This window comes from Aggregatibacter valvarum (assembly GCF_980468985.1).
On sequence record NZ_OZ413141.1, the window covers coordinates 183,940 to 196,620 of the forward strand.

14 protein-coding genes are annotated in these 12,681 nt (G+C 43.7%); 2 read left to right on the plus strand and 12 right to left on the minus strand.

The genetic code is table 11. From position 1 onward, the window contains the following. Positions 1-6 precede the first annotated feature (6 nt). From iscA to trmJ, 5 genes are all read right to left on the minus strand, one after another. A complete protein-coding gene (iscA, locus tag AC30SF_RS00800) occupies positions 7-330 on the minus strand; it encodes an iron-sulfur cluster assembly protein IscA (RefSeq protein WP_021616853.1) in 324 nt (107 codons plus the stop codon). 189 nt (positions 331-519) lie between these two features. After that, entirely contained in the window at positions 520-903 is a 384-nt protein-coding gene (gene iscU / locus AC30SF_RS00805; protein ID WP_021616852.1) for a Fe-S cluster assembly scaffold IscU, read from the minus strand. 57 nt (positions 904-960) lie between these two features. Beyond that, on the minus strand, positions 961-2,175 hold the full coding sequence (locus AC30SF_RS00810) for an IscS subfamily cysteine desulfurase (protein WP_489607250.1): 1,215 nt from the start codon (positions 2,173-2,175) through the stop codon (positions 961-963). A gap of 37 nt (positions 2,176-2,212) precedes the next feature. After that, positions 2,213-2,695, minus strand: a complete 483-nt coding sequence (gene iscR, locus AC30SF_RS00815) for a Fe-S cluster assembly transcriptional regulator IscR (protein WP_209363591.1) — start codon at positions 2,693-2,695, stop codon at positions 2,213-2,215. A gap of 74 nt (positions 2,696-2,769) precedes the next feature. After that, a complete protein-coding gene (trmJ, locus tag AC30SF_RS00820; protein WP_489607251.1) occupies positions 2,770-3,489 on the minus strand; it encodes a tRNA (cytosine(32)/uridine(32)-2'-O)-methyltransferase TrmJ in 720 nt (239 codons plus the stop codon). Positions 3,490-3,640: 151 nt separating this feature from the next. Here trmJ and suhB point away from each other — a divergent pair, with 151 nt between their 5' ends. Together suhB and metK are read left to right on the plus strand one after the other, a co-directional pair. Then, positions 3,641-4,441: an inositol-1-monophosphatase gene (suhB, locus tag AC30SF_RS00825; protein WP_489607252.1), complete on the plus strand. Its 801-nt coding sequence runs from the start codon at positions 3,641-3,643 to the stop codon at positions 4,439-4,441. A 223-nt stretch (positions 4,442-4,664) separates the two neighbouring features. Beyond that, a complete protein-coding gene (gene metK / locus AC30SF_RS00830) occupies positions 4,665-5,819 on the plus strand; it encodes a methionine adenosyltransferase (protein WP_021616847.1) in 1,155 nt (384 codons plus the stop codon). 481 nt (positions 5,820-6,300) lie between these two features. Here the strand turns inward: metK and slyD are convergent, their stop codons facing one another. The 7 genes from slyD to fmt all read right to left on the minus strand — a co-directional run bounded on the left by slyD (position 6,301) and on the right by fmt (position 12,529). Further along, the gene (slyD, locus tag AC30SF_RS00835; protein WP_296027497.1) at positions 6,301-6,909 is read right to left on the minus strand and encodes a peptidylprolyl isomerase; all 609 of its coding nucleotides are present in this window, start codon (positions 6,907-6,909) and stop codon (positions 6,301-6,303) included. A gap of 95 nt (positions 6,910-7,004) precedes the next feature. Then, positions 7,005-7,724: an SIMPL domain-containing protein gene (locus tag AC30SF_RS00840; RefSeq protein ID WP_489607253.1), complete on the minus strand. Its 720-nt coding sequence runs from the start codon at positions 7,722-7,724 to the stop codon at positions 7,005-7,007. A gap of 60 nt (positions 7,725-7,784) precedes the next feature. After that, positions 7,785-8,222 (minus strand): ribonuclease E inhibitor RraB, encoded by a 438-nt coding sequence (gene rraB / locus AC30SF_RS00845; protein WP_314170667.1) that lies wholly within the window; start codon positions 8,220-8,222, stop codon positions 7,785-7,787. Between the two features lie 99 nt (positions 8,223-8,321). Further along, positions 8,322-8,708 carry a large-conductance mechanosensitive channel protein MscL gene (gene mscL, locus AC30SF_RS00850; RefSeq protein WP_376921739.1) on the minus strand — a complete coding sequence of 129 codons (387 nt, stop codon included), beginning with the start codon at positions 8,706-8,708 and terminating at the stop codon, positions 8,322-8,324. A gap of 104 nt (positions 8,709-8,812) precedes the next feature. Then, on the minus strand, positions 8,813-10,189 hold the full coding sequence (gene trkA / locus AC30SF_RS00855; RefSeq protein WP_296027493.1) for a Trk system potassium transporter TrkA: 1,377 nt from the start codon (positions 10,187-10,189) through the stop codon (positions 8,813-8,815). 22 nt (positions 10,190-10,211) lie between these two features. Beyond that, on the minus strand, positions 10,212-11,573 hold the full coding sequence (gene rsmB / locus AC30SF_RS00860) for a 16S rRNA (cytosine(967)-C(5))-methyltransferase RsmB (protein ID WP_489607254.1): 1,362 nt from the start codon (positions 11,571-11,573) through the stop codon (positions 10,212-10,214). Then, positions 11,573-12,529: a methionyl-tRNA formyltransferase gene (gene fmt, locus AC30SF_RS00865; RefSeq protein ID WP_489608292.1), complete on the minus strand. Its 957-nt coding sequence runs from the start codon at positions 12,527-12,529 to the stop codon at positions 11,573-11,575. The genes rsmB and fmt overlap by 1 nt, the downstream gene beginning before the upstream one ends. Between the last annotated feature and the right edge of the window lie 152 nt (positions 12,530-12,681).

Below are 12,681 nucleotides of genomic sequence, written 5' to 3' on the forward strand. Positions count from 1 at the left end.
TCTCAATTACACGTTAAAACTTTCACCGCAACCGCATTCGTCTTTGACATTCGGGTTGGTGAATTTGAAGCCTTCATTTAGGCCTTCTTTGACAAAATCCAATTGGGTGCCGTCTAAATACACCAGGCTTTTGGTGTCCACGATCACTTTTACGCCGTGTTGCTCAAATACCTGATCGTCTTCGTTTAATGTATCCACGAATTCCAGCATATAAGACAAGCCGGAGCAGCCGGAGGTTTTGATCCCCAAACGTAAACCAATCCCTTTCCCGCGTTTTTCTAAAAATGTTCTGGCGCGATTTGCTGCGCTTTCGGTTAATGTGACTGACATATTTTATTTCTCCAAAATCAAATGCTACTTAAGTGTTTCGCGGTGTTATAAGTAGACGGAAGTAACACTCAGGATATCAAAATACTCTATTCGTCATTATCGTCTTTCCTGATTAAGGAAAAGACAAAGTGCGGTTCGTTTTCTCAGCATTTAAAAAATGCGTTGAAAACTGACCGCACTTTTATTGTCTTAAGAGCCTTTTTTTGCTTTGTAATCAGCAATAGCCGCTTTGATGGCATCTTCTGCCAAAATGGAGCAGTGCACTTTCACCGGTGGTAATTCGAGTTCTTCAGCAATTTGGCTGTTTTTGATCGCGCCTGCTTCTTCTAAGGATTTACCTTTCACCCATTCGGTAATTAAAGAACTGGAAGCGATTGCGGAACCGCAGCCGTAGGTTTTGAATTTGGCGTCTTCAATAATGCCTTCGTCGTTCACACGGATTTGTAATTGCATCACGTCACCGCATGCTGGTGCGCCGACCATACCGGTGCCGACGGCGCTGTCTTTTTTGTCCATAGAACCCACGTTACGTGGATTTTCGTAATGATCGATCACTTTTTCGCTGTATGCCATTTTTTGTTCCTTTCCTAAAATAATGTATTTATTGGGCGATTTTCACCGCCCGTCAAATTAGTGGGCTGCCCACTCAATGGTGTTTAAGTCGATGCCTTCTTTGAACATATCCCAAAGTGGAGACAATGCGCGTAATTTTTCCACTGCACTTTTCATTAAGCCGATGGTGTAGTCGATTTCTTCTTCGGTGGTGAAGCGGCCTAAGGTGAAACGAATCGAGCTGTGCGCTAATTCATCATTGCGGCCTAACGCACGTAACACATAAGACGGTTCTAGGCTTGCAGACGTACAAGCGGAGCCGGAAGATACCGCAATGTCGCGCAATGCCATCATTAAGGATTCACCTTCTACATAGTTGAAACTGATGTTGAGGTTGTTGGCGACACGGTGTTCCATGGAGCCGTTAACGTAGGTTTCTTCGATATCTTTTAAACCGTTGTATAAACGATCGCGAAGGGCTTTAATGCGTGGAATTTCTGTTGCCATTTCTTCTTTTGCGATGCGATAAGCTTCACCCATCCCAACAATTTGATGAACAGGCAATGTTCCGGAACGCATACCGCGCTCATGACCGCCGCCGTGAATAATGGCTTCTAAGCGGATACGCGGTTTACGGCGAACATATAACGCACCGATCCCTTTTGGTCCGTATAATTTGTGGCTGGACATGGACATTAAATCCACCGGTAATTCGGCAAGGTTGATCTCCACTTTGCCTACACTTTGGGTGGCGTCCACATGGAAAATGGTTTTATTCGCATGACATAATTCGCCGATAGCTTGAATATCCTGAATCACGCCGATTTCGTTATTCACGTGCATGATAGACACCAAAATAGTGTCCAGACGCAATGCAGCTTTAAATTTTTCTAAATCGATTAAGCCATCGGATTCTGGTTCTAAATAGGTGACTTCAAAACCCTCACGTTCTAATTGGCGGCAAGTGTCCAACACCGCTTTGTGCTCGGTTTTGCAAGTGATAATGTGCTTGCCTTTGGTTTGATAAAAATGCGCTGCACCTTTGATTGCCAAGTTGTCTGATTCTGTTGCACCGGAAGTGAATACAATTTCACGAGAATCCGCACCAATGAGATCGGCAATTTGATTACGTGCAATATCAACGGCCTCTTCTGCTTGCCAGCCGAATTTATGGGAACGCGATGCTGGGTTGCCGAACACACCGTCAATGGTTAAATATTCCATCATTTTTTTTGCAACGCGTTCGTCCACCGGACAAGTCGCCGCATAATCCAAATAAATAGGTAATTTCATTATTCACTCCTAAATAATTTTATTTTAAACCGCACTTCTAGCTATGTTGTGGGGCATTTGTAATCACGAGTAGATTTTCAAAATCCTCGTGTTTATGATGACGAACATTTTGTTTCTCTTTATGTTGAGAAACCAATTCCGCCAAAGTAATTTCATTGAGGAAATCGGCAATGCGTTGGCTAAGTTTGTCCCATAATTTGTGTGTAAGACATTCGCTTCCATTTTGGCAATTACCTTTCCCTAGGCATTTGGTGGTATCGATATTTTCATTAACAGCAGCGATGATCATGCCGATGGAAATTTCATCAGGCGCATAACCTAATTTATAACCACCGCCCGGGCCGCGTACGCTTTTGACTAAATGATTGCGACGTAGCTTAGCAAATAATTGTTCTAAGTAAGAAAGAGAAATGTTTTGGCGCTCGGAAATATCAGATAAACTTACGGGCCCATCATTGGCATGAATGGCAATATCGAGAATTGCGGTGACTGCATAACGACCTTTTGAGGTTAATTTCATCTTTTATGTTCCTAAATAATAAACTAAACAAAGAAATCTTACATTGTTGACTTTTACAGTCAACTATTATTCTTTTACGATTTAAGCTTTTTTCTCACCGCACTTAGCATTCCGAGCAGAATATTGAGCTCTGTTTTTTCCAACTCGGCACGACCGTATAAACGGCGGAGTTTTTGCATAACCCCTTGATTTTGAATAAACCCAAGGGATTGATAAAGCTGCTCGGTATGATGATAAAAATATTCCAGCTCCTGCATCGATGGATAAATATCGGTATTGACGGATGTGGCTTTCGCTTCTGTCGTGGTGGCTAAATAAGCCATGCGTATTTCATAACTGATCAATTGCACTGCCATAGCAAGATTAAGCGACGCATAATCAGGATTGGCAGGGATAGTGACGTGATAGTGGCATTTGAGCAATTCTTCATTGGTCAATCCCACACGTTCACGCCCAAAGACAATCGCGACTTTTCCGTTTATTGCATGATGAATGGCTTTTTCACCACATTCGCGCGGTTCAATCAGCGAGTTTTGCAAATGACGCAATCTTGCGCTGGTACCAATCACTAAAGAACAATCGGCAACCGCTTCGGAAAAAGTGTTGACGATAACCGCACTTTTCACCACATCTTCCGCACCGGCAGCCAGCGCAATCGCTTGATCGTCTATGCCTTGTTTCGGTGCCACCAACACCAAATCGGTTAATCCCATTGTTTTCATCGCCCGCGCTGCAGAGCCGATATTGCCACTGTGCGAGGTTTCAATTAAAACAATTCGAATATTTTTTAACATGATGTTTATTGTATGACTGAAAACGGCGCGTATTTTAGCATAATACCCTTTGTTTTTAGTCAACAATTCTAAAAATTTTTCTGATAGCTATTTTCTTCCAAATCTCTTATACTCTTAGCCCAAATTTGTTCTTTAAAATCCGGTGGAATCTATGAATCCTATGTTAAATATCGCGATTCGTGCAGCACGAAAAGCAGGCAATATTATTGCAAAAAATTATGAGCGTCGTGACGAGATCATCACGATAGAAAAAGGTAAAAACGATTATGTGACTAATGTCGATAAAGCTTCGGAAGAAGCCATTATTGAGGTCATCAAAAAATCTTACCCTAACCACACCATCATCACTGAAGAAAGCGGTGCGTTAGAGGGCAGTGATAACGATGTTCAATGGGTGATTGATCCGCTGGATGGTACCACAAACTTTGTAAAAGGTTTGCCTCATTTCTCCGTTTCTATTGCTATTCGTGTTAAAGGCCGCACCGAAGTGGGCGTGGTTTACGATCCTATCCGTAATGAATTATTCACTGCCGTGCGCGGTGAAGGCGCAAAATTAAATGATCTGCGTTTACGCGTGGAAAATAAGCGTGATTTATCCGGCGCGGTACTTGCCACCGGTTTTCCGTTTAAACAAGCTAAATATATGCCAATGCAATTTCGCATGATGGAAAGTCTTATTCAAGAGGTGGCGGATTTCCGTCGCACCGGTTCTGCGGCGTTAGATCTTTGCTATGTGGCAGCCGGTCGTGTTGACGGCTATTTTGAATATGGCATTAAAGCTTGGGATGTGGCAGCTGGCGATTTAATCGTTCGTGAAGCCGGCGGTATCGTGACTGACTACAATGCAGGTCATAGTTACTTAAAAGCCGGGCATATTGTTGCCGCCGCACCACGCGTGTTAAAAGAGATGTTGAATAAAATTCAGCCTTGCTTAGCTGAAGATTTAAAATAAGAAGAAAATCGACCGCACTTTCCACCCAAAGTGCGGTCGTTTTTTTTACGTTCCGTGCGTGATTTGGTCGTGCATCAAGATGCACGCTACGCATAAAATTGATAAAAATCCCACCTGAATTACCTTGCGTTTTAGGTCTAAAGGCGTATTATAGCCGTCTAGATGTAAATCCCTCTAAACATCTTTGCGTTTGTTATTACACAGAATTATTTTGGAGAAGAGTATGAGTCAATATTTATTTACGTCCGAGTCCGTTTCTGAAGGGCATCCGGATAAAATCGCCGATCAAATTTCTGATGCGGTATTAGATGAAATCATTAAACAAGATCCGAAAGCCCGTGTTGCCTGCGAAACCTATGTGAAAACCGGGATGGCATTAGTGGGCGGTGAAATCACCACCTCTGCTTGGGTTGATATTGAAAACTTAGCGCGTGAAGTGATTTGCGATATTGGCTACACCAGCTCTGAAATGGGCTTTGATGGTCGTTCTTGCGCGGTATTAAATGCGATTGGTAAACAATCTGCCGACATCAACCAAGGCGTGGATCGTGAAAGTCCGTTAGACCAAGGCGCAGGCGACCAAGGCATTATGTTCGGTTATGCCACCAATGAAACCGATGTGTTCATGCCGGCCGCTATCACTTATGCGCACCGTTTAATGGAACGCCAAGCACAAGTGCGTAAAAGCGGCAAATTAGATTGGTTGCGCCCCGATGCGAAAAGCCAATTAACCTTTAAATATGAAGATAACAACATTGTCGGCATTGATGCCGTGGTGCTTTCCACCCAACACGCTGAAACCATCAGCCAAAAAGACTTGCACGAAGGCGTGATGGAAGAAATCATCAAACCGGTATTGCCGGCGCAATGGTTATCCAAAGACACCAAATATTTTATCAACCCAACCGGCCGTTTTGTGATTGGTGGCCCGATGGGGGACTGTGGTTTAACCGGTCGTAAAATTATTGTGGATACTTACGGCGGTGCAGCACGTCATGGTGGCGGTGCATTCTCCGGTAAAGACCCATCGAAAGTTGACCGCTCTGCTGCTTATGCTGCCCGTTATGTGGCAAAAAATATCGTTGCTGCAGGCCTTGCCGATCGTTGTGAAATCCAACTTTCCTATGCGATTGGTGTGGCTGAACCGACATCCATCATGATCGAAACTTTCGGCACAGGCAAAGTGGCCAATGAATTGTTGGTCAATTTAGTGCGTGAATTCTTTGATTTACGTCCGTACGGCTTAATCAAAATGTTAGATTTAATCCAACCGATTTATCGCCAAACAGCGGCTTATGGTCACTTTGGTCGCGAACAATTCCCTTGGGAAAAAATCGATCGCGCAGCAGACTTACGTGCTGCGGCAGGATTAAAATAATCCTCCTGTGAAAATAAAATCCTAACGCGCTTTTGCCCGTTAGGATTTTTTTGAATCGTAGCGTGCAACTTGTTGCACGAAATCATGAATGCCTGAAAGGGTTAAATACGTTCCGTGCGTGGGTTTGGTCGTGCATCAAGATGCACGCTACGCACGAAATCATAAATGTCCGAAAGGGGTAAATAGCGTTCCGTGTGTGGTTTGGTCGTGCATCAAGATGCACGCTACGCAAGAAATCGTGAATGCCCGAAAGGGGTAAATAACGTTCTGTGCGTGTTTTGGTCGTGCATCAAGATGCACGCTACGCACGAGATTGTGAATTACGCATCGAGATTAATCATTCGTGCAACAAGTTGCACGCTACGAGGGGAAATAATCCGCCTATAATAAAAATCCTAACGCGCGTTTGCTCGTTAGGATTCTTTTTAGTGGTGGCGTTCAATCACAATAAAATGGGGTGCCATTCATTTGTTTTTGTTGATTAGTGGTTACATCCACAGCCACAACCATGGCTTTCATGCGCTTCTTCAGGGTGTTCATGAGCGTGATCATGATGGTGGTGATGACCGCCACAACCACAGCCATGGCCTTCTTCATCGCTGTCATGACCGCCGCAGCAACCACCTTCTTGGTGTAAATGACCGTGTGCGATTTCTTCTAATGTTGCTTCGCGTGTATCGATGACTTCTACCGTGAAATGTAACTCTTGACCGGCTAACATATGGTTACCATCGACGACAACATCATTGTCACCCACTTCCGTAATGACCACAGGCAACGGTCCCATATCGGTGTCAGCAATAAAGCGCATGCCTACCGCCAGATCATCTACACCAACGAATACGTCTTTCGGCACGCGTTGTACCATGTTTTCGTTGTATTCACCGTAGCCTTCTTCCGGTTTTACACGAACTTCAAATTTGTCACCTACCGATTTGCCTTCCAAGGCATTTTCTAAACCGATCACAAGGTTATTATGACCTTGTAAATATTGTAACGGTTGATTTGCCGGTGCTTCATCCACTAACACACCGTCTTCAGTACGAACTTGATAAGCGATACTTACCACCACATTTTTTGCAACTTTCATTGTTTACCTCATTTGTTGAAAGGAAGATTCCTACGGCAATCTTTACCGTAAAAAACATTGTCATTCTATAAAAAATCGCTTTCGGGAAAAAGAGATTAGTTGAATAACTTAATTTGTGCGCTCACTGTCGCTTTTAATTCCGCTTTACTGTGGCTATCTAAGTTAACTTCATCTGCATTTTCTGAAGCGAATGCGCTCGCTTTAGCCAGTGGCATCATGCGACCTTCAAAATAGGGAAGCTCATTTCGGCTATCCAAATTTAAATTGAGAATTTCATAGCCTTTTGCATTGAGTGAAGTTTGGATTAATTGGGCTTTATGTTGGAATTGCGCTAAAGCACTTTTCATCATTTCATCTTCAAATTTAGCCGTAGCTTCTTTGGAGAGTTTTTGCATCACCTCGGCAATGGCGAAGGTGTCATTGAGGTCAGAAATCACTTGAGACAGTGCCACAAAATCCTTGCTTTCTAAGACTAAATCAGCACGCTCAACCCAGCCGGCTTGTTTGCCTTTGTCATCGTAACGCACTTGTGTTTTACGGGCATTTTTCTTAATTTCTACCGCACTTTGTTTTTTAATCACATCTAAGGCAGCATTGACTTTTTCATTGATGGTTTGGTTTAAGGCTTTTAAGCTTTTATTTTCTTCTTTGATGAAAAGTGTCACGGCCATTACGTCATAATCCACTTCTTTGGACACTTCTGTGCCAAAAGAAATAACATTTTTGCTCGCGTCATCGACAGATTGGGGTTCTGCGTGAGCGGTTAACGCAAGGCTTAAAGGCAAGAGTAATAAAGTGAACGATTTTAATTTCATGCGACTCTCCTACATAACGTGTGGTGGATATAAAGTGCGGTGGATTTTCCGGGTGTTTTTTTAATGCTTAACGAACGCTTCTTCGTCATCATCTAAGTCATCTTCATCATCAAAAAACTCGCCATCATCGCCGTATTCATCTTCTTCTGCATTTGGATCTTCAAAATACGTGCCCCAACCGTCATAGTTGCCTTTATATTTTTCTAACAATGGCAATAATTCTTTTTGTTGTGCATCAATGATTTCCGGTTTCAGTTCCACTTCGCTGATAATATCGCAACAGAATACCACGTTGCCGTTTTCTTCTTCAAACTCTTCCGCTTCGGACACTTCATAGCCGGCTTTAAACGCCTCCATGGCAATTTTTTCTAATTTATCAAAGTCATGATGAGAAATATGATGTTCAATAATATACAGCGCATCCGGATCGCTGCCGTCATTTAATAAATCAGTAATAATGTCTCGGGTTTCGGCTTTTAATTCATCTAAATGACTCATAGGGATTCCTTGTTAAAAATGGGATGGGTGAGTGCAAATATGATACAGGAATAAAAAGAAAAATCTTCTCATAAGGAGAAGATTTTGATGTGATGTTTCTTATTTTTTCAATAAGTCGCGAATTTCGGTTAATAATTTTTCTTCGGTGGTCAGTTCTTTGACTTTCTCTTCCGGTTTTTTCAGTTTATTTAACGCTTTAATCATCATGAAAATTGCAAATGCGATAATGATGAAATCAAAAACGTTTTGAATAAACACACCGTAATTTAATGTCACTGCCGGGGTTTCTCCCACAGCATCGGCGAGGGTGATTTTAAGATCTTTAAAATCCACGCCACCGGTTAAAATACCCAATACCGGCATAAAAACATCTGCCACTAATGAGCTGACAATCTTCCCAAATGCGCCACCGATGATCACACCGACAGCCATATCAACGACGTTACCGCGCATAGCAAATTCGCGGAACTCTTTAATAAAACTCATAGCAATCTCCTCATAGTCATGAAAATACGTAGGGCTATTCTCCCTACGGGTTGAAAAGGCGCACATTATAGGCAGTTTATGCCGGAAGCACAATTTTTTCTTGTTTAAATAAAGAACGCACTCGGTTGGAATAATTTCTCCACATCAGAAATGTATTTTTTCTCACTTAAATACACGATGACATGATCGCCCTCTTGAATCAGCGTTTGGCTGTTGCCGATAATCACATCATTGTCGCGTAAAATAGCACCGATTAAGGTCCCGGTTGGCAGTTTCAGCGATCCTATTTCACGGCCGATGACATTAGAGGTGTTTTCATCGCCATGAACCACAATTTCTAATGCCTCTGCTAAACCATGGCGTAAAGACACGACGTTTACCACATCCCCTTTGCGGACATGTCCTAGCAAGGCTGAAATCGTGGCTTGCTGTGGCGAAATGGCAATATCAATGGTACCGCCTTGAATCAAATTGATATAGGCCATACGCTGAATTAATACCATCGCTTTCTTCGCACCAAGACGCTTGGCAAGCAATGCCGACATGATATTCGCTTCATCGTCACTTGAAAGGGAAAGGAACACGTCAATGTTTTCAATATGCTCTTCAAATAATAGGTTTTGATCGGAGGCATCTCCGTGAAACACTAAGGTTTTTGACAATTTTTCTGCCAGCGCAGTTGCCCGTTCGGCATTTCGTTCAATGAGTTTCACCGAACAATGGGCTTCCAGTTGTTTTGCCACGCCGGCACCGATATTCCCACCACTGACAATCATCACGCGCTTATAGGGTTTTTCGAGGCGTTGCAGTTCACTCATGACTGCTTTAATGTGTACCGTAGCACAAATAAAGGTCACTTCATCGCCGGCTTCAATGATTGTTGAGCCCTGTGGGCGAATGACTTTATCTTGGCGCAAAATCGATACGATACGGCAATCAATGTGCGGCAAATGTTCTTTTAGTGTGGAAATGGAATATCCCACTAACGGCCCACCGTAATAGGCTTTTACCACAACCAAACTGATCTTATCTTTCGCAAAATACGCCACCTGTAATGCACCGGGATAGCTGATTAAACGGACAATATCCTGTGTGACCAAATTTTCCGGGGAAATAATGTGATCAATCGGAAAGGCATCGGTAGAAAATAATTTTTCTTTTTCTTTCAAGTACTCACTGTTACGAATTCGGGCAATTTTGGTGGGCGTATTAAATAGGGTATATGCAATTTGGCAGGCAACCATGTTAATTTCGTCAGAACTGGTTACTGCAATTAATAAATCTGCGTCGGGCGCACCGGCATCACGCAAAATTTTAGGCGAAGAGGCGAGGCCTTGCATGACGCGTAAATCATGTTTGTCTTGCAAATGTTCTAAATTCAACGACTCATCGTCAACCAGCGTGATGTCATTATCTTCGCTCACTAAATTCGTTGCCAAAGTCGAACCCACTTGTCCGGCGCCTAAAATAATTATCTTCATTTGATTCTCTCCATGGCTAACGTTAGCCCTGACGTTTTATCAATTTCGCATAATAAAAGCCATCGCCACCATTGATTTGCGGAATAAACTGAAAACCGACCGCACTTTGATTGTGCGCCAGCACATCAGGTGGTAGATCTAGTGCCGCCAATTGTGCGTCCGGTGTCTTTTGCAAAAAGCGTTCAATTTGCTGCGCATTTTCCTCTGCAAGCACAGAACACGTGGCATACAACAATATCCCGTTCGGTTTTAAATAATGCCACAGGGCGTCTAAAATCTGTCTTTGCAAGGCAACCAGCTGATCGATATCGGCCTCTTGACGCAACCATTTAATATCCGGATGACGGCGAATGACCCCGGTGGCAGAACAAGGTGCATCTAATAAAATGCGATCAAAACGCACCGCACTTTTGCCCAATTTGTCTAGCCATGCTTGTGGATTCGCCGCATCACCGCACACGACTGTCGCCTGCTGTTGCATCCGCGCTAAATTTTCTTTCACGCGTTGCAAACGATTTTCTTCCACATCCAACGCCATCACATCAGCCTGTGGTGCCAGTTCTAAAATATGGGTGGTTTTGCCTCCCGGTGCCGCACAGGCATCTAAAATAACCTCATGATTTTGTGGCTGTAATAATAACGCCGCCCATTGTGCATGAAGATCTTGAACTGTCACACCACCTTCGGCAAACAACGGTAAATTTTGCACGGCGGTTGGCTGAGTTAACCCCAGCGCCTGCGGATGAGACGTTACTTGCGTTTCCATCTGCTGTACCGCTAATAAAGTGTGGTAAGTTTCCAGGCTGTTTTTTTGCGTATTCACCCGTAACCACATGGGTGGCTTTTGATTATTGGCGTCAATGATCTCGCGCCAGTTCGGATAAACCTTTTTCAGTTTATTCACAAACCAATCAGGATGCAGCGTTTGCCAATGTTTATCCACAATCGCAAGAATATCATCTTGTTCGCGCAAAAATCGACGCAGCACCCCATTCACCAAACCTCGAAAACTGTCAGATTTTAAGGATTTTGTCGCATTCACCACTTCATCTACCGCGGCATGCGCCGGCACACGCATATAAAGCAGCTGATATAAACCGACCAATAACAAACAATGCACAATACGCGTTTTGCCTTTAAGTGGTTTATCCACAAGGCGTTTGATGATTTGTTCCAAACGAGGCAATACGCGACATATACCGAAACAAATTTCTTGCAACAAAGGTAAATCTTGCGCTTTCACCGAAGATTGCGCTTCCGGTATCAACGTAGACAAGGATTTCCCTTCATCCAATACTTGCAAAATCACTTTCGCCGCCATCGCTCGTGTAGAAAGTGTGGTTGTTTTTGGCGGTGTTTTTTTAGATGAGTATTGTTTTTCCATTAGGCCAGCACCTTACCCACTTGGAACCAATCAGCACGTCCATTTAATAAATCCTGAGCAGACATCGGTTTCTTGCCCGCGGGTTGTAATTGCAATAAATTCAGTACGCCATCCGCTGTCGCGATTTGGATGCCCTGTTTATCAGCGGCTAAAATCGTTCCCGGCGTGTTATTCACATGGGGCAACACGGTTGCCTGATACACTTTCAGCGTTTGCGGATTATTCTGTCCATCCATTAATTCCAAATAAGCCATTGGCCAAGGATTAAATGCGCGAATGTTGCGTTCCAACTGCGCAGCCGATAGCTGCCAATTTAACTTGGCTTCTTCTTTGGAAAGTTTGTCAGCATAATTACTTTGGGTGTCATCTTGTTTTTCCGCGGTGAATTTACCGGTTCCTAAATTATCCAATACATCAATTAATGCCGACGGCGCAAGCTCTGCCAGTTTGTTGTAAAGACTGGCGGACGTTTCTGTCGGCAAAATCTCACAAGAGACTTTGTGCAACATATCGCCTGTGTCCAACCCGGCATCCATTTGCATAATCGTGACACCGGTCTGTGCATCGCCTGCCCAAATTGCCCGTTGAATCGGTGCTGCACCACGCCAACGCGGCAACAAAGAACCGTGCACATTTAAGCAACCATAGGTTGGTGCATCTAAGACGGCTTGGGGTAAAATTAAGCCGTAAGCCACCACGACCATGACATCTGCATGCAACGCACACAATTCGGATTGCGCCTCTGCCTTTCGTAAGGATTTCGGTTGATAGACAGGAATCTGGTGTTGCTCGGCTAATTGTTTTACCGGGCTGGCTTGCAATTTCTTACCGCGACCGGCAGGTTTATCCGGCTGGGTGTAAACGGCAATAACGTTATGGGAAGAATTGAGCAAAGCGTGTAAATGCTGTGCAGCAAAGTCCGGCGTGCCGGCAAAGATAATATTGAGTGGTTTCATCATGTTCTACGTTATGGTCAGTGTGATTTTACCGTTTGCGGTGCGAATGCTGTGGCGCAGATCTTTTCCTGCAACACGGGGCATACGACAGTGCGTCTTTCTGAATGCCAATTATTATGCAACAAGGGCAGGCATAAAAAAAGTGCGGTTAA